The sequence below is a fragment of the Mesorhizobium sp. DCY119 genome, assembly GCF_003590645.1.
In the GTDB taxonomy this organism is placed as follows: Bacteria; Pseudomonadota; Alphaproteobacteria; order Rhizobiales; family Rhizobiaceae; genus Mesorhizobium_M.
Map to the genome: position 1 here is coordinate 3,301,294 of NZ_CP031834.1, position 20,928 is coordinate 3,322,221.

The 20,928-nt window shown below is 61.6% G+C and carries 16 protein-coding genes; 6 read left to right on the plus strand and 10 right to left on the minus strand.

Features of this window, described 5'->3' with window-relative positions; translation table 11 throughout:
• Nucleotides 1–4: 4 nt before the first annotated feature.
• From DZG07_RS16095 to DZG07_RS16105, 3 genes are all read left to right on the plus strand, one after another.
• Nucleotides 5–2,209: a serine/threonine-protein kinase gene (locus DZG07_RS16095; protein ID WP_119818599.1), complete on the plus strand. Its 2,205-nt coding sequence runs from the start codon at nucleotides 5–7 to the stop codon at nucleotides 2,207–2,209.
• A gap of 209 nt (nucleotides 2,210–2,418) precedes the next feature.
• Nucleotides 2,419–2,751, plus strand: a complete 333-nt coding sequence (locus DZG07_RS16100) for a hypothetical protein (protein WP_119818602.1) — start codon at nucleotides 2,419–2,421, stop codon at nucleotides 2,749–2,751.
• Nucleotides 2,752–2,796: 45 nt separating this feature from the next.
• Nucleotides 2,797–5,061, plus strand: a complete 2,265-nt coding sequence (locus tag DZG07_RS16105) for a glycosyltransferase (protein ID WP_119818605.1) — start codon at nucleotides 2,797–2,799, stop codon at nucleotides 5,059–5,061.
• Here the strand turns inward: DZG07_RS16105 and DZG07_RS16110 are convergent.
• Nucleotides 4,994–5,554 (minus strand): hypothetical protein, encoded by a 561-nt coding sequence (locus tag DZG07_RS16110; RefSeq protein WP_119818608.1) that lies wholly within the window; start codon nucleotides 5,552–5,554, stop codon nucleotides 4,994–4,996. The two genes, DZG07_RS16105 and DZG07_RS16110, sit on opposite strands and share 68 nt — an antisense overlap.
• A 60-nt stretch (nucleotides 5,555–5,614) precedes the next feature.
• The gene (locus tag DZG07_RS16115) at nucleotides 5,615–7,693 is read right to left on the minus strand and encodes a caspase family protein (RefSeq protein ID WP_245429496.1); all 2,079 of its coding nucleotides are present in this window, start codon (nucleotides 7,691–7,693) and stop codon (nucleotides 5,615–5,617) included.
• Between the two features lie 271 nt (nucleotides 7,694–7,964).
• Between DZG07_RS16115 and DZG07_RS16120 the strand changes: the two genes are divergently transcribed.
• Together DZG07_RS16120 and DZG07_RS16125 are read left to right on the plus strand one after the other, a co-directional pair.
• Complete coding sequence (locus DZG07_RS16120; RefSeq protein ID WP_245429497.1) at nucleotides 7,965–8,402, plus strand: DUF1036 domain-containing protein; 438 nt, start codon at nucleotides 7,965–7,967, stop codon at nucleotides 8,400–8,402.
• A 162-nt stretch (nucleotides 8,403–8,564) separates the two neighbouring features.
• Entirely contained in the window at nucleotides 8,565–11,069 is a 2,505-nt protein-coding gene (locus tag DZG07_RS16125; RefSeq protein WP_119818617.1) for a peptidoglycan DD-metalloendopeptidase family protein, read from the plus strand.
• Between the two features lie 72 nt (nucleotides 11,070–11,141).
• Here DZG07_RS16125 and DZG07_RS16130 read toward each other — a convergent pair whose 3' ends face one another.
• Nucleotides 11,142–11,666 (minus strand): OmpA family protein, encoded by a 525-nt coding sequence (locus DZG07_RS16130; protein WP_119818620.1) that lies wholly within the window; start codon nucleotides 11,664–11,666, stop codon nucleotides 11,142–11,144.
• A 247-nt stretch (nucleotides 11,667–11,913) separates the two neighbouring features.
• On the opposite strand from DZG07_RS16130, the gene tagH reads away from it, so the two are divergent.
• Complete coding sequence (gene tagH, locus DZG07_RS16135) at nucleotides 11,914–13,137, plus strand: type VI secretion system-associated FHA domain protein TagH (protein ID WP_348626382.1); 1,224 nt, start codon at nucleotides 11,914–11,916, stop codon at nucleotides 13,135–13,137.
• A gap of 32 nt (nucleotides 13,138–13,169) precedes the next feature.
• Here tagH and DZG07_RS16140 read toward each other — a convergent pair whose 3' ends face one another.
• The 7 genes from DZG07_RS16140 to DZG07_RS16170 form a co-directional block, all read right to left on the minus strand.
• Nucleotides 13,170–14,438: an RNA polymerase sigma factor gene (locus tag DZG07_RS16140; RefSeq protein WP_119818626.1), complete on the minus strand. Its 1,269-nt coding sequence runs from the start codon at nucleotides 14,436–14,438 to the stop codon at nucleotides 13,170–13,172.
• Nucleotides 14,435–14,809 (minus strand): YciI family protein, encoded by a 375-nt coding sequence (locus DZG07_RS16145; protein WP_091911962.1) that lies wholly within the window; start codon nucleotides 14,807–14,809, stop codon nucleotides 14,435–14,437. Before DZG07_RS16145 ends, DZG07_RS16140 begins: the two co-directional genes overlap by 4 nt.
• Nucleotides 14,810–14,964: 155 nt before the next feature.
• The gene (locus DZG07_RS16150) at nucleotides 14,965–16,929 is read right to left on the minus strand and encodes an LTA synthase family protein (RefSeq protein ID WP_197716863.1); all 1,965 of its coding nucleotides are present in this window, start codon (nucleotides 16,927–16,929) and stop codon (nucleotides 14,965–14,967) included.
• A gap of 113 nt (nucleotides 16,930–17,042) precedes the next feature.
• On the minus strand, nucleotides 17,043–18,311 hold the full coding sequence (locus tag DZG07_RS16155; protein WP_162931640.1) for a branched-chain amino acid ABC transporter permease: 1,269 nt from the start codon (nucleotides 18,309–18,311) through the stop codon (nucleotides 17,043–17,045).
• On the minus strand, nucleotides 18,311–19,333 hold the full coding sequence (locus DZG07_RS16160) for a branched-chain amino acid ABC transporter permease (protein ID WP_197716864.1): 1,023 nt from the start codon (nucleotides 19,331–19,333) through the stop codon (nucleotides 18,311–18,313). Before DZG07_RS16160 ends, DZG07_RS16155 begins: the two co-directional genes overlap by 1 nt.
• A complete protein-coding gene (locus DZG07_RS16165; RefSeq protein WP_119818635.1) occupies nucleotides 19,333–20,049 on the minus strand; it encodes an ABC transporter ATP-binding protein in 717 nt (238 codons plus the stop codon). Before DZG07_RS16165 ends, DZG07_RS16160 begins: the two co-directional genes overlap by 1 nt.
• A complete protein-coding gene (locus DZG07_RS16170; RefSeq protein ID WP_091911970.1) occupies nucleotides 20,046–20,828 on the minus strand; it encodes an ABC transporter ATP-binding protein in 783 nt (260 codons plus the stop codon). Before DZG07_RS16170 ends, DZG07_RS16165 begins: the two co-directional genes overlap by 4 nt.
• Between the last annotated feature and the right edge of the window lie 100 nt (nucleotides 20,829–20,928).

Here is a 20,928-nt window from a genome sequence, read left to right on the forward strand (position 1 = left end):
TGCCATGACTTCGGATGGAAAAACGCGCATCGCCGTCAACAGAACGACCCTTGAGCCGGGCACGCAGCTGAACGACACCTATGAGATCGACGCCCGCATCGCCTCGGGTGGGATGGGTGAGGTCTATCGCGGGCATAATATCCAGACCGGCGAGCCGGTCGCGATCAAGACCATCCTGCCCGAGCTTGCCGACGATGAGGCGATATTCGCGCTGTTCAAGAAGGAGGCGACCATTCTTGGCCGCCTGCATCATGAAACCATCGTGCGCTACTATTCCTTCTCGCGCGATCCTCGTCTTGGACGGCCCTATCTGGCGATGGAATTCGTCGATGGGCAGTCGCTGGCCGAACGCATCGCCATCAGCCCGCTGGATGCGAACGAGGCACGGCTGCTGTTCATCCGGGTGGCGGACGGGCTGGCGCTGGCGCATAAGGCTGGCGTGATCCACCGCGATCTTTCGCCCGACAATATCATCCTGCAGCATGGCGACGTCAGTCAGCCCAAGATCATCGACTTCGGCATAGCGCGCTCGGCAAATGTCGGCGGCGGGACCCTGATCGGCGGCAATTTCGCCGGCAAATACAATTTCGTCTCGCCCGAGCAACTGGGCATCAAGAACCTTGAAGTCACGGCGCGATCGGACCTCTACAGCCTCGGCCTGGTAATTGCCGCCGCCCTTCGCGGTGCGCCGCTCGACATGGGCGGCTCCCACGTCGAAGTTATCGACAAGCGCCGCACGGTTCCTGACCTGTCGGATATCGATGCCGGCCTGCGGCCACTCGTGCAGGCGATGCTGCAGCCCGAGGAGAACGACCGGCCCGACAGCGCCGAACAGGTGGCAGCATGGCTTCGCTCGGCAAGGATCGGATCGGCCAAACCGGCATCAACCGGCGCTGGATCAGCGGAGGCAGCCCCGCAGCCGCCCGATACGCTGGGCTCGCACTCGCCTTTTGGAAACTCTGCGCCCTCCTCCGGCTCGCTTGGCCGGCACGCAGCCGCGTTGGAAGGGCCTATCGCATCATCCGGCTTGGGCTCGCCACCGTCATCTGCCCCAGCTCACGCCACCGGCCGTCTGAACCTGGCCGGGAGCAGCACCGCGCCAAGACCGTCCAGAACTGCCCTGATGGGCGGCCTGCTGGTGCTGCTTCTGGCCGGCGGTGCAGGAGGCGCCTATTATCTCGGGCTGTTCGGGCAATCCACGACAAGCGAAACCACGAGCCAGCCGTCTGTGCCGCAAATTGTCGTGAAACAGGAACCGGAAAAGCAGCCGGCGGGGCCTAGCCTCGATGACATACTGAAGGAGGCGGAGTCGAAAACGCCATCGCAGAGTGTCGAGCCAAAGCCGCAGGAGGAGGCAAGAACCACGTCCGAGGAAAAGCCGGCTGAGTCTACGCCCGCCTCGCCTCCGGTCGCTATTACTCCGACTCCAACTGAAAGCGAGCCGAGCACCGAGCCCGGTGCTGCGACGCCGCCCGAAACCGGACCGGCCACCCCGCCGCAAGGCCAGCCGGCAGAGGCTGAGCCGACATTGCCCCAGCGCACGCCGACCGAAACGAAGGAAGCAGCACTCGACATGGTGGAAACCGCCGAGCAGAGCGTCTCATGGCTGCGCAACTATGATGGTGGCCGCTGCTTCTTCGCGGCCGTCACCACGGTCTCGGATCAGTCGATCGACATCAAAGGCTTCGGTCTGACGAAAGAGCCGTTCGAAAGGCTCTACAACACGCTGAAGCAGAAAAGCACCAAGGAGCCGGAGGTCAACGGGCAGTTGATAACGGACGCCCAGTGCGCCGTGACCGAGTTTCTGAATGCCGTCCAGCCAACGGCAATGGACAGCCCGTCGCTTACCTTGCTTGCCGACAGGCTGAAGCCCGGTGAAAATCTTGTCGCCACCGTCGGCAAGAAGGGAACGAGAAATCTCGACCTTCTGTTGGTCGACAGCGATGGCTTCGTCTACAACATGGGCAGCTTCGCCACCAAGGTCACCGAAGGCGACAAGGAGACCTTCGAGCTGAAATTCCAGAGCGCGCGGCTTCGGGATGTGTCTCCTGAAATGGTCATCGCGCTTGCCAGCGATCAGGACCTCGGTCTGCCGGCGGGAAGGACGGTCTCGCGAGCAGCCGACCTGTTTCCCAAACTCGCGCGAAAGATCGACGGCATGAACGGAAGCTTCGGCGTCGACTTCGGCTATTTTCTCGTGACCGAATAACCGCTCGCGGTTGTCCCACACCCCACGGTGCAGCCATCTATATTCGGCAACCAAGCGTTTATATTACCTCGATTTGCATCCGCCCTTTATTCGAAATGGGTATATCAGTTTTCTTCCGAAACTTTACAATCGACCGAAGATCAATTGATTTGACGCACTTTGCTTGCAGAGTTCTACTTGTCTTCTAATTGAAGAGGGGGCGTTGGCACATGCTCAAGCGCTTTTCTGTTCTTGGATCTGTGTTGCTTGCGGCGTGCGTGCCGTTTCAGCGCATGGCGGCACCCACCCCGGTTTCCAGGGTCGATACCTGCAATCCGGTGCCGTTCAATCTCGCGGAAAAACTCGCCTGGCATGCCGCCCTGAAGCAGAACACGTCTGCAGCCTATCGCAGCTTCATCAAGAACCATCCGCGCAGTTGCTATGTGCCCATGGCGAAAGCCAAGATGAGCAGAGCGGTCGTTGCCAAGCCGGTGACGATGCGGAACATACCCAAGGCGCCACGCCCGAAATCCCCAGCACCCCGCAGAGCGGCATACCCTTGAACTGCCCGCTTATGACACTGACAACAATGCTGGCAAGACCGATTCATGCATTTTGATATCATCCATGCCGCCGACCCCAGGTTCCCCGGAGGAACGTCCTCCGCCTTGCGGGCGGAACTGAAAGCTGCGGATCGGTTCGGACTGAGTTGTGCCTTCATTCCGTTCGTCGGCAGGCGCGGCCCTCTCATCGGCGGCTTCGAAAGGCGCACGGCAAAGCTGATCGACGAGCTGGGCGTGCCCTGGCTGACGGGCGAGGAAATCGTCACCTGCGACGTTCTGTTTGCCCATCATCCGCAGGTCTTCGAACACATGCCTGCCGCTTCGGTGAACATTCGCCCGCGCCATGTCGTCTGCGTTGCCCATCACCCGCCCTTCGACGGTGCATGGGCGCCTCAGTATGAGACAGCGATCGTGCAGCGCAATCTCGAGCGGCTGTTCGGCGCTCCGGTGTCGTTCGCGCCGGTCGGGCCCAAGGTTCGCCAACAGTTTGAGAAACTGGTCGGAGAAAAACCCCGGCTGCTGCGCCACGACCTGTGGAACATGATCGACATGGCGGACTGGCAGGATCGCCGCAGGCCGCCACCCGAACGCGACGCGACGCTCGGCCGTCATTCGCGTGCCGATCCGCTCAAATGGCCGGACACGCAGGACGATCTTCTGGCTGCCTATCCGGATGCGAAGCATCTGTCGATCGAAGTGCTGGGCGGTGTTCCCGAAGCGATCCGACCCTGGATCGGAGCCAACTGGAACGTCCTTCCCTATGCGGATGACGGTGTTTGCGAATTCCTTAGCCGGCTCGACTTCTATGTCTACTTTCACAGCCGCCGCTGGGTCGAGGCATTTGGGCTCGGCATTGCCGAGGCTATGGCTAGCGGACTGGTGACGATCGTAGACCCCTGCCACGCAGATCTGTTCGGGGAAGGCGCCATATATACCGACGTCAGGGATGTCGCGGCGGAAATCGATCGGCTGATTTCATCGCCGGCGTCCTACGCAGCACAGTCGACATTGGCTCGAAAAGCGGCTGCGGAGCGATTTTCGATAGAAACCTATCCGGCACGCATGGCCGAACTCTATGACGACCTTGAACTGCCAAGCTTGCCTGCGCTGAACGCCGCGCGGATAGCCAAGCTCAGGCGCCAGACGGCCGCAAGCGTATCTGTGACCGAGCAGCCGGCGGGAGCCCGGCGCCATGCATCGAAAAAACGCGTCCTGTTCGTCGCGACCAACGGCATCGGCCTTGGACACATTACCCGGCTGATGGCGATTGCCGAGCGCATGTCGCCGGACATCGAGCCCATATTCTTCACCCGCTCAGCGGGATCGGCATTGATCGCGATGCGCGGCCACGCGGTGGACTACATTCCCTGGGCGGTGAAAGTGGGCGTCACGGACGACAGCTGGAACATCGCCTACGCGCAGGAGCTGCTCGCCGCGATCGAAAGCATGGACATTGCGGCGGTCGTCTTCGATGGCACCTATCCATTTCCCGGTCTCGTCAACGTCGCGTCGGCGCGGCCCGACCTTTCCTGGGTATGGGTGCGGCGCGCCTTGTGGGTTCGCGGCCAGGCGCTGTCGGACGAGCTTCAATCCTGCTTCGACATGATCATCGAGCCGGGCGAATATGCGCATGACGAAGACCGGGGCCCGACCACGGACATGCCCGGTCAGGTCGCGGCCGTCTCACCGATCCTTCTCAACGATCCCGGCTCCGGCCTTTGCCGCACTGATGCGGCGGCACGGCTTGGCGTCGACCCCAAGCGCTTCACTGTCGCCATTCAGCTCGGTTCGCAACGCAATTTCGACTTCGAGGATTTGCCGGACCTGATCATCAAGGACCTGATCCGCCGGGACATTCAGGTGGTGCGGATCAACCATCCGCTCGCCCCTCCCATCGGCGATGAAACGCCGGGCGTCGTGCGCCGGAGCCTCTATCCGCTCTCGGATTGCCTGAGCGCGATCGATCTGATGATCACCAATGCGAGCTACAACAGCTTTCACGAATGCGTCTTCGGCGGCATCCCGGCGATCTTCGTTCCGAATGAAGCGCCGGAAATGGACGACCAGCATCTGCGCGCGACCTATGCCCACTCCACGCATGTCGGGCTACGCCTGCGCGCGTCCGAACTCGGCCGCGTGTCACAGACGATCGATATCGCGCTGTCGCAGGATTTTCGCGAAGAATTGCGCCGCCGCTCTGCCCGCCTCGAATTTATCAACGGCGGCCACGAAGCAGCCCGTCTTATCGAGCAGCTTGTGTTTTCGGTTCGAGCCGACGCGCCGCTTCATGCCGCTCTTGCACGGGTCTAGATGAAGAGCTTGCCTCGGCAGTGGTTTGCGCCGGCGCGGCCATCTGCGTTGCCAGGAATTCGTCGAAGGTCAGGGAGAGCTCGATCTCGCTGGCAAAATTCCACTTGGCCATGATGAGAGCCCACCGCCGCCGCACATAGCGCTGGTACTCGTCATCCCGCAACAGCCGAAGGTGACGGCGCGAGGGCATGAACTCGATCGGGGCGGCCGTGACGGCTATGAGATCCGGGCGCAGCTCCGACATGACGATCACCGGAAATTCCTGCGCCTCGCGACAGGCGGCCGCGACGGCGTCGAGGATTTCCGCAATGTTGGGCGGCGTATCTCCAAGCAGCGATATCAGGATGCGCGGCCTGGCCTCCTTGTCCCCATCGACCAGCACATAGCGAATTCCTTCCTGCCCGTCAGCGGCAGGCAGATCCGCTGGCGAAGCGGCATTGCCATGGCTCAGCCAGGGGATGGTCGTGCGGATATGATCGAACCAACGGCGCAAGAAAAAGACCCTAACCAACTGCGATGACAACGAAACTTTTCATTCCGGCGAAGCTCGCCACTACTTTCCGTTCTGCTGGATGAACAACTCGACATCCGCATCGATCTTCTTGCGTGCGTCCGCTTTCAGGCGGTCGCCTATCGCGTTCTTGATCTCCTCGGCATTGTCGGCCTTGAAGCGCACCGCCAGTGCTGCATTGAAATAGGCAAGGCGCAGATCAGGTTTTCCGCCGGAGAGGCTTCCATCCCGATAGCCTTTGGCGAGGTCGAGATAGGCGTCCTCGAAGCCGCGTCGGGCCGAGAGTTCCAGCAAGCTCAGCGCGCGCACGGAGTCGACCGGCACGCCATCGTCGCCCTTGAGGAAGACGCGCGCCGCGAAATATGGGGCGTATTGATTGCCCATGTCGGTCGCGCGCAGCATCAGGTCGAGGCCGCGCCGGACATCCTTGTCGACGCCCGAGCCACCGACATAGGCCCGGCCGAGATTGGCCATGGCGTCGATCTGCCCGGCATCGGATGCCGCCGCATAGAGCTTTGCCGCTTCAACGGGGTCTTTTCCGACGCCGACGCCTCGGTTGTAGGAATCGCCCAATGCGGTGATGGCGTTCGTCCAGCCGCTCGATGCGGCAAGCCTGTACCAGAGGATGCCCTCTTCGGGGTTTTTCGGCACGCCCTGCCCCTTGATATAGGCCGAGCCGACATTGGTGCGTGCCCGCAGATTTCCGAGTGCCGACGCCTGCATGTAAAAATCGAGAGCGCGATCGTAATCGACCTCGCGGCCCTGGCCGACGCGGGCCAAATAGCCAAGATTGACGAGTGCCGCGCTGTATTGCTGGCGGCCGGCCAGGGCGTAGAAATGCTCGGCCCAGTCGTAGCGGCCCGCGATCTCGAGCACGCGGCCGAGCTGGAACTGCAGGCGCGGATTGGTCAGATCGGCAGCGAGTGCGAAGGCGCAGGCCCGCAGGCCGTCGCGGACATTGACCATGCCGTTGGTCACGCCGGGAACCGCGCGTTGTGGATCGTTGGGATCGGCGGCGTAGAGATCGCAATCCGATACCATCGCCTTCATGCCATGCGCCGTGTCCGGCAGCTTGCGCGGCCAGACACGGAACGTCTCACTCACCGCGCGCTCGCCAGCCTGCTGAAAGACGAATTCCTCGCCGGCGGCCTCGGTGCTGGCGTCTGCCGGCGGCGGGGCGGAAATCGCCGTGGAAGCCAGCGCGCCGTTTATGTAGAGGCCGCGCTGGTTCAATTCCGCGACCTGGACGCTGCTGCGGCTTTTGGCTTCCGGCGCGTATTTGCTGTTTGGAAACACGCTGGCGAAGCGGGCGAAATCTTCCGGGTCCGGGCTTTCGCGAATGAAGGCCCAGAGCACCTCATCGACGGTCAGTTCGCTGCCCGCTTGCGGCGCTGCCGGTTCTTTGGAAGCGCTCGCATCGCCTGTCCTGAAAATGAATTTCGTTTCGATGGAGCCTGTGATCCAGGGGATCTGCGATCCGCCGGTAGCCATGCGCACGTCGCCACGCACGGTGCGGAAGGTGTCGTAGATGTCGAGATTGGGCTGCAGGAACGCATTGGCCAGTGCGGAGGAATACGGGCTGTTGACGCCGGTGCCGTCATAGGCGACCTCGCCGGCGCTGGTCGCAAAGGCAATCAGCACCTGCCCGGTACCGGACTCGGTGTTTGCCAGGCCCTGTTGCAACCCCTCCTCTGTCGCGACCGGGTTGGTGCGACAGGCATCGAGGATGATGAGCTTTATGCCGACAGGATCGTCCTTGACGATGTCGATGAGCGTGTTGAGCGCAATCGCGTCGTCAACGACCTGCTTGACCGAGCCGGTGCGCACATCGACGGGCAGAAGCAGGTTCTGACCCTTGTACTGCACCGCATGCCCCGCATAATACAGCACCGCCATGTCGGCTCCGACGAGATGCTTGCGGATCGCATCCTGCAAATCTTTCCCCGCCGCTTTGTTCACGTCGTAGAAAAGCAGCACGTCGAAACCGAGTTCGGTCAGAGTGGAGGCAATGAGCTTGGCGTCGTTCTTCGGATTTGTCAGGGGTGCGAATTTGTACTCGCCGTTGCCGACCACGATGGCCGCACGGCGCTCAGCCTGAGCCGCGCTCGCAAAAATCTGCACGAGAAATACGACAAGTATGGCGAAGCAAATTTTCGCCCGTCGAAACAAGGAACGTTCCCGTATCATGTTTCCAGGAGTCCAATTGTTCGCGGATTCAATCCAGTTCTTTTGGATAGCGCAAAAGCGCGTGGGATTCTATTGTAAAAGCGGGTTTCGAGTGTCCCCGGCAGTACCCAATCCGTAGTAATCGACGGCTTGCAAAATAGTCTGTATCAACTGCACTTCGAAGGTTGGCGATGTCGAGCCCATGAGGAACTCAGCTTCCGCCCTGTTGGCCAATGCTTTTTGGAAAGGGTGCGCCCTGCCCGCTTTCGCCGTCTTCTGTGCCAGCTTTGCCGGCGCTGCTCATGCCCAGTTCGCCATCTGCAACCAGACGATCGACGCGATCAACGTTTCGGTGGCCAAGGAAACCAGCGGCACTTTCGGCACCGAAGGGTGGTGGACCATTGGCGCCAATCGCTGCGTAGACGTCATCAAGGAGGAACTCACCGGCCGCTACGTCTATGTCTATGCCACCGACGTCTTTGGCCAGCCGATCCTGACCGGCGACTATGAAGGTCACGACATGTGCATCGGCACCAGGCGATTTTCCATTCAAGGCACCGATTCCTGTTGGCAGCGCGGCTACCAATCCGCCCGCTTCAGGCTGGTCGACACCAAGGAAATGTCGCGCTGGACTTTTTTCCTGAAAGATCCCGAGGCGAACTGAATACAAACAACGCACGAAATAACTTGGGCGTCTGTGATGTTGATCTCATCACGACACCTCCATTCATTGTAATCTAGCAATGTCACTAAGCTTTTCCGGCGGCTGTTTTGTCGTCATCACTTGTGGCGTATTCTTCGTCAGCGGCATCCAGGCCCATTTCCGATGCACCAGTTGGACGACAGCTTTCGCAAGAAGCGGAAGCAGCAGGAGGTAGAGCGCAAGCGCACGCTGCGCCGCCAGATCGCGCTTGCCGTCTCGGCTGGGCTCGTTCTTGCGGTCTCTGCCGGCACCTACTTCCTTTCCGGCAACTGGCGGCCGCAGGCAATCGAAATACCCGAGACAAAAGCGCAGGCCACGGCTCCCGAGAAGCCGCAACGTCCGGTTTTCGTCAACGCGATCGTCGATCTGGCCGGTGACCCGCTGATCATCCGGCTCGGCTCGACGGGCGGCGGCGCTTCTCAGAAATTGCACGAACTTCCGGTGCCGCCGGACCTTAACCAGCCACAAATCCCCGAGACGGTGCAGGTTCTGTCGGACACCATGCTTTCCTCCAGCCAGCGCATCATGGCGCTGCCATCCAGTCCCGAGGATTTTGCCTTCTTCCAATCGCAGAGCGGGCGTAACCAGCCGCCGACCGACCTTTCGGCACTGCCGGACCAGACAAACACTGCGCCGGTGGAGGAAATCACGAACGACGATGCGGCAGTAACACCGGACGCCGCCGGCAGCGATGAAGCATCCGACGAGGTGCTTGTGCCTGTCGCAGGCCAGGATGACCTCGAAGAAGACGGCTCGATAGCCACGGACGAAGAAGTTCCAGCTGAAGATATGCAGGCCACCCCCTCGTCGGAGCCGGGCGGCATGATCGGCGAAGACGGGGCCGATGCCGATGCCGGCTGGAGCGAGACGGCGGGGCAGCCGAAGGAAGCGCTTCCGGCGATCAAGCCGACGGCGATCGAGGACACCACGACCGTTGGCCTGGTCAATCGCGAGGCCGACCGCTTCCGCACGACGGAAGACTTCACCGTCTCGATCAAGGGCGAGCGCTCACTGGAAAGCATCATCGCCGAATATGGCTTCAGCGCCGACGACGCCAAAAAGGCAGCCGAAGCGGCGAAGACGATCATCGGAGTGGATATGCTTGGCGATCGCTACATCGTCGGTTTGCGCGGCTTTCGGCCTGACGCCCGTCAAGGCAGATACGGCCTCGCCCAGCTTTCGGTGAATGCGCCGGAAAAATACATCGGAACCATCGCGCTGGGCGATGACGGCCAGTTCGTCGCTGGAGCAGACCCGTGGATAGACGAAGACCTGTCCAGCTATTCGCAGACCGTCACGCCGGAAGCACAGAACCTCAGCTACCGCCTGCTCGACGCGGTTTACAGCACGGCGACGCGCAACCAGGTGCCGAGCGGCGTTACCGGCGAAGCGATCATGCTGATGTCGCGATCCTTCGACCTGCAGGCGATGACGACGAAGGACGACCGGCTGGTCATCATCTTCGCCAAATCCGGCCGCGATACGGGCCGCAACACCGGCCGCGTGCTCTACGCTGCCATCCGCGGACCGGACCGGAACCTGGAATGCTTCGTCTACCAGCCAGCTGCGGGTGCGGATTTTTCCTGCATGACCGAAAAGGATGCGACCCACAGCGTCACCACCACCAACGGCATGGTCAACCCGGTCAACGGCGTCCTGACCTCGACCTTCGGCCCCCGCCGGCATCCAATCCTCGGCCGGGTTCTGTTGCACAAGGGGGTGGACTGGAAGGCGCCGATCGGGACGCCGGTGATGGCAGCCTTCGACGGCACGATCGAATATGCGGGCGATGGCAAGGGCTATGGCAATGTCATCCGCATTGCGCATGGCAATGGAAAGACGACCGCCTATGCGCATCTGAGCCGGTTCGAGAATGGTGTGCAGCCGGGGCTTGCGGTCAAGGCCGGCGACACCATCGGCTTTGTCGGCACCACCGGCCTTTCCACCGGCCCGCACCTTCACTTCGAACTCTATATGAACGGCGTTCCCATAAACCCGCTGGAGACTGCAGTCGCGCAGGCCACCCCCTCCTCAGACCCCGACGGTGCGGCGGTCGAGATACTGGTGAACCGCATCATCCATGTCGAAAGCGCCGGCAACGCGCGGGCGAAGAATTCGCGATCCTCGGCGACTGGACTCGGCCAGTTCATCAACTCGACATGGATCCGCATGATGCGGACCTACCGTCCTGACCTGTTCCAGTCGATGTCCACCTCGGCCCTGCTCGCGCTGCGCTTCGACCCGACCATCTCGCGCGAAATGGTCGAGCATCTGGCGCGCGAAAACGAGGCGCGGTTGCGCTCGCATGGCCATGGCATCACCGCCGGCCGGCTCTACCTCGCCCATTTCCTCGGACCGGAAGGCGCCCATATCGTGCTGGCCGCGTCGGGCGATGCGTCACTTGCCGCCATCCTCGGCAGCCAGGTCATCAGCGCGAACCCGTTCCTGACAGGCAAGAACGCGGCTTACGTCGTTGCATGGGCCGAAAAGAAGATGACCGGCAGGGCCGTGCGCGCGACAACCGACGGCCCGACAGTGGCGCAGACCGTGGTCAGGACCTCGCCGGAATTCGTGCGCTATCGCGAGGCGATGCAGAAAGTGGTGGAGACGATCGAAACGACTTTGTGAGCGCCGATAGATCGAAAACAGAAAAGGGGATGCGCCGGCGCATCCCCTTCTTCAACGTCAATTATTCGAGCGCTACTGAACCTGCAGTCTCAGTTCCACGCGCCGGTTGATCGCGTCCATCGGATCGGCGGTGCGCGGCTTGGTCTTGCCCATGCCGACCGCGGTTACCCGGTCTCCGGCAATTCCGTTCTTCAGGAGGAAGGCGGTCACGGCCTGAGCGCGCCGCTCTGACAGGCCGAAATTATACTCGTCCGTTCCCCGCGCATCCGTATGGCCCTCGACGACGAAGTGCGCCGTCGACAAGCGCCTGTCGGAAAGCGCCTTGGCGAACTCCTTCAGGTTTTGCTGGGCCTGGCTGGTGAACTGCGTTGAATTGAGCTCGAAATTGATGAGCATGTCGAAGCCGGCGGGCTTGGGCTTGCTTTGCTCGCATTCGGCGGTGGTGCCAATGCAGATGCCGCGCGTTGCGCCCTGATTGGCGGATTTCGCGAAGAAATCAATAATCTCGTTGGCTTTCACCTGTGAGTCCGCGAAAGCAGGCGGAGCAGCAAGCGACACCGCGCCGAACAAGACGGCGGCTAAATACTTTCCATTCATCGGAATTCTCCTTCGTGGAAGGAAATCGTTTCAAGAATAAAATTACGGAATATCGCTGTCAACTTTCCATAGAGCATTTGTTGTATAAATATAGCCTGATTATATTCCACCTTAAGATGTATAAAACGGGTTTGCCTCCACCCTTTGTCGCCCAAAAATCCGTGACGCTTTCCCCCGTATGGGACCGACAAGGGCGATAGACACCGGGCCGTCGCGATTGCCATCCATCTGTCGCGGCGGTTAGACTGTGACGTTAGCTATCGGGATCGCGCGCCCCAAGGCGCTGGCCACTCGCGACGGACTTTTCCTGATGACGATCAACCTGACGATCGAGAACCTGACCGAACTGCCGAGCGGCGGGCCCACACGATTCCGGTCGCATGATCGCGGCTTCGAAATCGGGCGGGAAAATTGCGATTGGGTGCTGCCGGATCCGAACATGTTCATTTCGGGCCGGCACTGCGAGGTCCGGCATGAGAACGGCAGCTATTGGCTGCATGACGTCTCGCGCAACGGAACCTTCGTCAACGGGGCGACCCAGCGCGTCAAAAGCCCCTATCAGTTGAACAATGGCGACCGGCTTCAGATCGGCCATTATCTCGTTTCCGTGGCGATTACTGCCGACGCCGGCGTTCAACCATCACAAGCTCCGTGGGGGCCGGAAAATGTCTGGGGAACCGACGCACCGGGGACCCCATCGCGCTCGGTCCAGCCGGCAAGGGGCGAGCCCGTCCACGGAGCGCCTGCCCGTCCACTGGACGACTTTTCGTTTTCATTCGAAGGCGAAGCTGCTGCGGCTCCAGCACGGCCGTCAGCGCAAGCGGCACCGGAGCCATTTCAGCCGCAGGCTACACCACCGCCCTCACCGGCCCACGCTCCCATGGGAGCGGCGCAGTCCGGCGGCGCGGAAGCGCTGTTGCGGGCGATAGCGGTTGGCGCCGGCGTCTCGCCGGATATTTTCATGCAGCGCGATCCCTCGGATGTCGCTGCCGAAATCGGGCTTGTGCTGCGCACGGCAGTGGAGGAACTCGCTTTGCTCCTGAAGGCGCGCGCATCCGCCAAGGTGCTTGCCCGCAGCAACAGCCGCACGATGATCGGCGCGGTCGACAACAACCCGCTGAAATTCGTGCCGCGCCCCGAGGAAATACTGGAAATCATGTTCACCCGGCGCAGGGCCGGCTATCTCGACGCCAAGCACAGCATCGACGAGGCTTTTCGCGACCTCAAGACCCACGAATTCGCGACCTTTGCCGCGATGCAGACGGCGCTGTCGCGGCTGCTCGAGGATTTGTCGCCCGAGGCGATCGAGAAGAAGGTTCCGGCGTCCGCCTTCGCCTCCAGGAAGAGCCGCGCCTGGGACACATTCGTTGCGACATGGGAAGCCAAGGAAAAGCCGCATGAGAACGGCATGCTGGATGTGTTCCTGACCTATTTCGCCGACGCCTACGCGAAGGCCTCGAAGCCGAAATAGCGCACGGGCGTTCTCACGATTTGACCGAAGGCTCAGGCCCGTTTGCCGGCGCGCGGGGTGGCGTCTTTCATCAGGCGATCGATATGCATTCTGATATGCGCGGCTTCGGCGGCGGTGTTGGCCCGCGCGATCGCGCAGTCGAAGGCGACGCGGGCCTCTTCGTTGCGGCCAAGCTGCATCAGCAGGCCGCCTTTCAGGCCATGGAAATGGAAATAACCGGACAGCCGCTCTTCCAGCGGCTCGATCATCTCGAGCGCGGCGGCAGGGCCTTTTACTTTCGAAACGGCGACCGCGCGGTTGAGCGTGACGACCGGCGATGGCTGCAAGCGCTCGAGCGTCGCATAGAGCAGATCGATCTCGGCCCAGTCGGTATCCTCAGGCCGGGCAGCGCGGGCATGCAGCGCGGCAATGGCTGCCTGCACCAGATATGGTCCGACGCGACGGTGCCGCATCGCCTTGTCGATCAAGGCCAGACCCTCGTCGATCATCTTGCGATTCCAGAGGCTTCGATCCTGATCTTCGAGCAGCACGATCTCGCCGTTGTCATCGAAACGAGCGGCTGTGCGTGCATGCTGCAAAAGAAGCAATGCCGTCAGTCCCATGATCTCGGGCTCGGTCTGGAAAAGCCTGAGCAGCAGCCGCGCCAGCCGGATCGCCTCGTCGCAAAGCGGTGCGCGGGCATGCGCTTCGCCGGGACCGGCGGAATAGCCCTCGTTGAAGATCAGGTAGACCATCGCCGCGACGGCCGCCAGCCGTTCGGAGCGCTCTATGGCGCCGGGCGTCTCAAACGGCACGTCGGCGCCCTGGATGCGGCCCTTGGCGCGGGTGATACGCTGTTCCATCGCGCTTTCGCCGACCAGAAAGGCCTTGGCGATCTGCTTGACCGAGAGGCCCGAGACGATGCGCAGCGCGAGCGCGATCTGCTGGGCGGCCGGCAAATCGGGATGGCAGCAGATGAACAGAAGCCGCAGGATATCGTCGCGGTAGTCCGCCCCATCCAGCCGCTCGGCCATATGGGTCTCGGCATCCTCCAGATCCGACACCAGTTCTTCCGGCGGCAGCGGCTGCTGCTTGGCCCTGCGCCGCGCGGCATCGATGCCGGTGTTGCGCCCGACGAAGATCAGCCAGGCGGCGGGATCGCGCGGCGGGCCGTTCTTCGGCCAGGTCTTCAGGGCGCGCAGGCAGGCTTCCTGAAACGCTTCCTCGGCGGTGTCGAGATCGCGAAAATAGCGCAGCAACGCACCCACCGCCTGCGGGCGGGCCGCCGTCAATGCCGCTTCTATCCAGTGGGGGTCGGTCATGCGGGTGTCGGTCCGGGTCTGAAAATGGAAATGGGGCGGATTTCATAGGACCCCGTGCCGGGATTGGCGACGGCCAGTTCGCGCGCCACCTCGACGGCCTCGTCGAGCGATGCGCAATCGACGACATAGAAGCCAAGAAACTGTTCCTTGGTCTCGGCAAAGGGTCCGTCGATGACGAAGGGCTCGTCGCGGGTCTTGCGCAGGGTCGTTGCGGCAGTGGTCGGCATCAGGCGCGCGACCGGGCCGAGCTTGCCGGCTTTGGCAAGCTTTTCCTGCACCACGGCGAGATCGGCCATCACCTTGTCGTCCTCTTCCTTGGTCCAGGAACCGACGACATCTTCGGAATTGTAGCACAGGATGGCATATTGCATTGGGGTCTCCTTCCCTAAAGACGAATGGGCAAACCAATAGCCGACAGCGGGCAATCAATAAATGTCTGCAATTTCCGGGAGCTTTGCGCCAGAATGCAAAAAAGGCCGGAAGAATGCGGCTTCCGGCCTTTTTCATGCGGTGACGGCGGTGCGCGTCAGTTGGTCTTGGCGTACCACGGCGCAGTCAGTTCACCCGTCTTGAACGCGCGCGAAGCCGTTTGATAATAGGCGATGGCTTCCTTCTCCAGCGTCGCATCGACCGGCCCCGGCATCGTCTCGAAAGTGATCGGATCAACCGTAAAGCTCTCGACCACTTTGCCCGGCTTGAGCACTGTCAGCCTGTTGTTCTTGTAGTAGCCCAGCGATTGATAGTTACTGATGAACACGCCTTGCGGATCGGCTTTCAACTCACGCGCCGAGCGGCCATAGAAATAGGATTCACCCGGCTTGCCGAGTACGTCGAGCAGGGTCGGCGGCACGTCGATCTGGCTGATGTTGTCGGTGAAATGACCGGGTTTCACGATGCCGGGACCGTAGAAGATCATCGGGATGTGATAGCTCTCGACGGGAAGCTCGACCTTTCCGGCCACCGAAGCGCAATGGTCGGCGATGATGACGAACATCGTGTCCTTGAACCACGGCTTCTTCGATGCTTCGTCGATGAAATGGCCGATCGCATAGTCGGTATATTTAACGCCGCCTTCATGCCCGCCCGGCGACGGCACGTCGATGCGCCCGTCCGGATAGGTGTAGGGCCGGTGATTGGTGGTGGTCATGATCTGCACGAAGAACGGCTTGTCCGCCGCCTCAGGCTTCGACAGCATGGCGTCAACATTGGAGAACAGCGCCTCGTCGGCCACACCCCAGACATTGGCCGCCGGGATGGTTTCGGCCGGAAATTCGGTGCGGTCGAAGACGGCATAGTCGTTGCCGGAATAATAGGCGGCCATATTGTCGAAATAGCTGTAACCGCCATAGGCGAAGGTAGAGGCATAGCCGTCATGCGCGAGAATGCCGCCGACCGTCGTCAGATGCTCGTTGTTGGGACGGCGCACGATCGCCTGACCGGGGACCGGCGGGGTGCCGAGCGTCGTCGCTTCGAGGCCGCGCACGGTGCGCGTGCCGGTGGCGAACATGCGGTCGAAAAGCAGCCCCTGGCCGGCAATGCGATCCATGTTTGGCGTCCAGCCACGCTTGTCGCCGAGCGCGCCGACATATTCGCCCGAAAGGCTCTCGACCGTGATCATGACGATGTTTTTCGGACGCTTCAGCAGGAAGTCGGGCATGGGTCCCGAGGCATCGTTGGCCACTGCCGCTTCCGACGCCGGGCCTGTCTTCTTCACGCCGAGATCTTTCAGGATCGCCTTTGCCTGACCATCGGGGATGGTCGCATAGAAGCGGTCGTAGTCGAGCTCATTGCGGCGAAATGCTGCGACCAGGCTGAAAAGCCCGTTGCCGGACAGTTCGTTGGCGTAGTTGTTGGCCGAGGCATACATCTGGTCGAGATTGGCGAAAGTGTAGGCCGAGGCCGGCCACAGCACCATGAGAGCGGCAAGGATGACGCGGGTTTTCCTGGTGTACTCGCCGATCTCGATCTGCCGGAACCAGCCGCGCATCAGCCAGACAGCACCTGTGGCCAGCAAGCCGATGGCGGCCACCAGCGTCTTGACCGGATAGGACTGCTGGATGTTTCCGATCACTTCCTGGGTGTAGATCAGGTAATCCAGCGCAATGAAGTTGAAGCGGTTGGAGAACTCCAGCCAGAAGAAGAATTCACCGATCGCGGTGAACAGAAGCACGGCTATCAGCAACCATGCAATGAAGCGCCCGAAATAGGCGTGAAACCGGGTGTGCCGCCATTTCTCCGGTATTACGGCTGCTGCAAACAGGAACGGGATGAGGATAAAGCCGAGCGTCGCCAGATCGAACCACAGGCCGCGCAGGAAGATGTAGGGCCAGGACGACACAGGCACATTGTCGAAGCCGGTAAAGATGGTCAAAGCCAGCCTTGTCGCCAGAAAGATTGCGAAAGCCGAGATGCCATAGAGCATCGGCAACGTGTTCCAGAGATCAGACAGAGTACGATTGTGGTGGGAAGTGGTTACGGAGGTGATGGCCACGGCAGGCACGCCTTTGCGAAACGATCAGATGTCGTCAAACGCCGCGCGCCGCAGCGCCACATGGCGCTGCCAATCCGGGAAATTCGGTGCGTGCGGGTCCGGCCCGCCAGCACTCACTCGTATTTTGTGACTTTTTCGGGGAGAAGCCCTTTCGGCGCAAAACGCAGCACCAGAATGATCGTCAGGCCGATGACGAAAACCCGCATCTGAAGCGCCCGCGTCGGCAGGTCGGCAGGCGGCGCGATATCGAAGACTTGCTGGATGAGGTTCGCGCCATGCTGGAACAAGAAGAGTGCTGCCGGCTCGGACATAGTCCAGATGATGTAGACCAGAAGAGCACCGAAGATCGCGCCGAGATTGTTTCCTGACCCACCGAGCACGACCATGATCAGCACCAGGAAGGTGTGGTTGATCGGCGAAAAACCGCTCGGATCGAAGATGCCGCCGAAGGTGACGAGTGCCGCGCCGCCGATGCCGACGATGAAATTGCCGAGCACGAACATCTCCAGCCTGCGCCGGTTCACATCCTTGCCGACGGCTTCGGCGGCGAGTTCGTTGTCGCGAATGGCGCGCATCATGCGGCCCCAAGGCGAGGCCCAGCCGCGCTGCAGCAGCACGAAGATGACGACGATCATCGCAGCCGTAACGCAAAGATAGGCCGAGCGCGCGGCGATGAAGCCGATCTCGGTGGCAGTCGGCACAGGCGACGGCAGCGGCGAGACGGTGAGCGTGCCGCGGGTCAGCCAGTCGGCGTTCTTCAGGAACGCCCTGACGATCTCGGCGATGCCGAGCGTAGCGATCGCCAGGTAGTCGGAACGCAGGCCGAGCGTGATGCGGCCGATAAACCATGCAAGCACGGCGGCAAACAGACCGCCGACCAGCCAGCCCAGCCATACCGGCAGGCCGAAACCGCCGACGAAGCCGGAATTCTGCTCGATGATCGCAGCCGCCGGTTCCAGCGCGCTTTCGGCCATCAGATAGGTGGTGGCGCCAGCGATGATCGTCAGAACGGTGCGCAGCTTCTTCGGCACGCCGTAGCGGTTCGAGCGGCTGAGCAGGAAGGTGATGGCGCCGCCAATGACGATGATCAGCCCCATGCGCCCGAGCAGGCCCGGTGCTTCCGACTGCCAGAAGACCGGATTGAGCGGATAGGAGATCAGCATCGTGCCGAAGGCGGCAATGGCGATGAAGCCCATGACGCCGGCGTTGAACAGGCCGGCATAGCCCCACTGTATGTTGAGGCCGAGGGCGACGATCGCCAGGCAACTCGCCTCGACCAGCATGCGCAGGCCATAGGCATTGCCCTGCCAGATGAAGACGAGCGCGACGATGACAGCGAGGCCGCAAAGCAGGGTGATGGTGCGCAGATCGATCGATTTCATCACAGCACCTTTCCCTTGAAGATGCCGTTGGGCCGCCAGATCAGCACCGCCACCAGAATGACGAAGGGCACCACGATCTTGTACTCGGTCGGCACGAAGGCGATGCTTGCCGGGAGTTCGATCCAATCCGGCAGATGCGGTTTCAGCGGCCTGAGCAGGATCGACCAGTTGAACACCGCCACCGTCTCGGTGAAGCCGACCAGCAGCCCGCCGCTGATTGCGCCGTAAGGCTGGCCGATGCCGCCGACGATCATGGCGGCCACGATCGGGATCAGGATGTTGAAGCTGAGATCAGGCTTCAGGCTGACATCCATGGCCAGAAGCGTGCCGGCAGCAGCCGCGAGGCTTCCCCCGATGATCCATGTCGTGCGCACGACCTTGTCCGTGCTGATGCCCGAAATGCGGGCGAGATCGGCATTGTCGGACATGGCGCGCATGGCCTTGCCGGTGCGTGAGCGCGTCAGGAACAGATGCAATGCGACGATGGCGACGACCGTGAAAACGATCAGCAGAAGCTGCGGTTCGGTGACGATGATATCCTTGCCGGCAAAGGGAATGCGGTAGATTTCCTTTGGCGTGACATACATGTTGCGCGGCGTGGTGCCCCAGATGAGGCGGATGAGCCCCTGCAGCATCAGCATGACGCCGAAGGAGGCGATGACCAGCGTGATCGGCTTGGGGTTGGTCTTGCGCAGTGGCTGATAAAAGGCCTTGTCGAGGCCGATGGTTATGAGCGCTGTGATCGCCATGGCGATCGGCATGACGACGAAGGCGGTGGGCAGGCCGACCGCCGCACCCAGACCGGGCATGGCCATGGTCAGCACAAAAGCAATGAAGGCGCCGAGCGTCATCAGGTCGCCATGGGCGAAGTTGGCGAAGCGCAATATGCCCCAGACCAGCGTCAGCCCGACCGCGCCAAGCGCGTAGACCGAGCCGATGATCAGCCCCGCGATCACGACCTTGTTGATGAAGAAGACGATCTCGTTGATCGGCATGGCGGAGAGAAAACCAACCTGTTCCATCAGTGTTTTGCTCCCCCGCCGAGGAAGCTTTCGGCCACTTCCGGATTGTCGAGCAGCGCCTGCCCCGTGTCGGTGAAAGAATTCCTGCCGCCTGCGAGCACAAAACCCTTGTGCGCAATGGCGAGCGCCTGGCGCGCGTTCTGTTCGACCATCAGGATACCGACGCCCGAAGCATTTATGGCGATGACGCGTTCGAAAATCTCGCCCATGTAGCGCGGCGAAAGACCCGCGGTCGGCTCGTCGAGAAGGAGCAGCTTGGGCTCCATCATCAGCGCCCGACCTATCGCCACCATCTGGCGCTGGCCGCCGGAAAGCTCGCCTGCCGGCTGCTTCTGCTTGTCGCGCAAAGGCGGGAAGTATTCGAACATCTTTTCGATGAGATGGCGAAAATCGTCCTTGCGGACATAAGCGCCCATTTCGAGGTTTTCGCGCACCGTCATCGCCGGAAAGACGTTGAATTCCTGTGGCACGAAGGACAGGCCGCCGCGCACGAGATTTTCAGGCTTTGCGTTGGTCACGTCCTTGCCGTCGAAGACCACGCTGCCTTCCGAAACGGTCAGCAGGCCGAAAAGGGCCTTGAGTGACGTCGATTTGCCTGCACCATTGGGGCCGACGATGACGCCGATCTCGTTGGCGCCGATCTCCATATTGACGCCGTTCAGGATGTTGGCCCCGCCATAGCCGGCGTGGACATCGGTCATCTTCAGGATGCTCATGCGGCATCCCCCACCGGCGCGCCGCCGAAATAGGCCTCGATGACCTCCGGGTTCTTGCGGATTTCGGCCATCGGCCCCTGCACCATGACCGAACCTGCCGCCATGACGATGACGGGATCGCAAAGCCGCGCGATCAGGTCCATGTCGTGCTCGATGACGAAGAAGGTCAGCCCCTTGTCGCGGTTGAGCGTCTCGACCACGGAGGCCAGATCGTTGAGAAGCGTGCGGTTGACGCCGGCGGCCACCTCATCGAGCAGCACGACCTGCGGATCGGCCATCATCACGCGGCCGAGCTCCAAGAGCTTCTTCTGGCCGCCGGAGAGATTGCCGGCGCTCTCGTTCTTGACATGGGTGAGCCGCAGGACCTGCAGGATTTCCTCGGCCTTGCGCCGGGTTTCCAGTTCGTCGCGCACGACCTTGCCGCGCCGGAAGCAGGCGTCGAAGAAGGATTCACCGGATTTTCCGGCAGTGACCACCATCAGGTTTTCCAGTGATGTGAGGTGCGAGAATTCCTGCGCGATCTGGAATGTGCGCGACAGGCCGTGCTCGAACAGCTCATGCGCCGGCATGCCGGTCACGTCCTTGCCATCCAGCCAGATCGAGCCGGAGGTCGGCGCGAACGCACCTGCCACCATGTTGAACATGGTGGTCTTGCCGGCGCCGTTGGGGCCGATCAGCCCGGTGATCGTGCCGCGCTCGACCTTGAGCGAACAATTGTCGACGGCCAGCACACCGCCAAAGCGTTTGCTGACGTTCCTGACTTCGATGAGCGAGCTCACGCCACCCCCACTAGACTACATTTTTCATTCTTGGACGCTGTCGAGACCGTTCCCCCGCTATCCCCATAGCCGGCAGTCTCGCGCATCGATCTTGGAAGGA

What these genes read in the sequence shown, in the direction of transcription:
- DZG07_RS16100 (WP_119818602.1), top strand. Translation starts at nt 2,419, where the DNA reads ATGCTCAAGCGCTTTTCTGTTCTTGGATCTGTGTTGCTTGCGGCGTGC.
- DZG07_RS16140 (WP_119818626.1), bottom strand. Translation starts at nt 14,438, where the DNA reads ATGACCGACCCCCACTGGATAGAAGCGGCATTGACGGCGGCCCGCCCG.
- DZG07_RS16160 (WP_197716864.1), bottom strand. Translation starts at nt 19,333, where the DNA reads ATGGAACAGGTTGGTTTTCTCTCCGCCATGCCGATCAACGAGATCGTC.
- DZG07_RS16125 (WP_119818617.1), top strand. Translation starts at nt 8,565, where the DNA reads ATGCACCAGTTGGACGACAGCTTTCGCAAGAAGCGGAAGCAGCAGGAG.
- DZG07_RS16130 (WP_119818620.1), bottom strand. Translation starts at nt 11,666, where the DNA reads ATGAATGGAAAGTATTTAGCCGCCGTCTTGTTCGGCGCGGTGTCGCTT.
- DZG07_RS16165 (WP_119818635.1), bottom strand. Translation starts at nt 20,049, where the DNA reads ATGAGCATCCTGAAGATGACCGATGTCCACGCCGGCTATGGCGGGGCC.
- DZG07_RS16105 (WP_119818605.1), top strand. Translation starts at nt 2,797, where the DNA reads ATGCATTTTGATATCATCCATGCCGCCGACCCCAGGTTCCCCGGAGGA.
- DZG07_RS16145 (WP_091911962.1), bottom strand. Translation starts at nt 14,809, where the DNA reads ATGCAATATGCCATCCTGTGCTACAATTCCGAAGATGTCGTCGGTTCC.
- DZG07_RS16095 (WP_119818599.1), top strand. Translation starts at nt 5, where the DNA reads ATGACTTCGGATGGAAAAACGCGCATCGCCGTCAACAGAACGACCCTT.
- DZG07_RS16155 (WP_162931640.1), bottom strand. Translation starts at nt 18,311, where the DNA reads ATGAAATCGATCGATCTGCGCACCATCACCCTGCTTTGCGGCCTCGCT.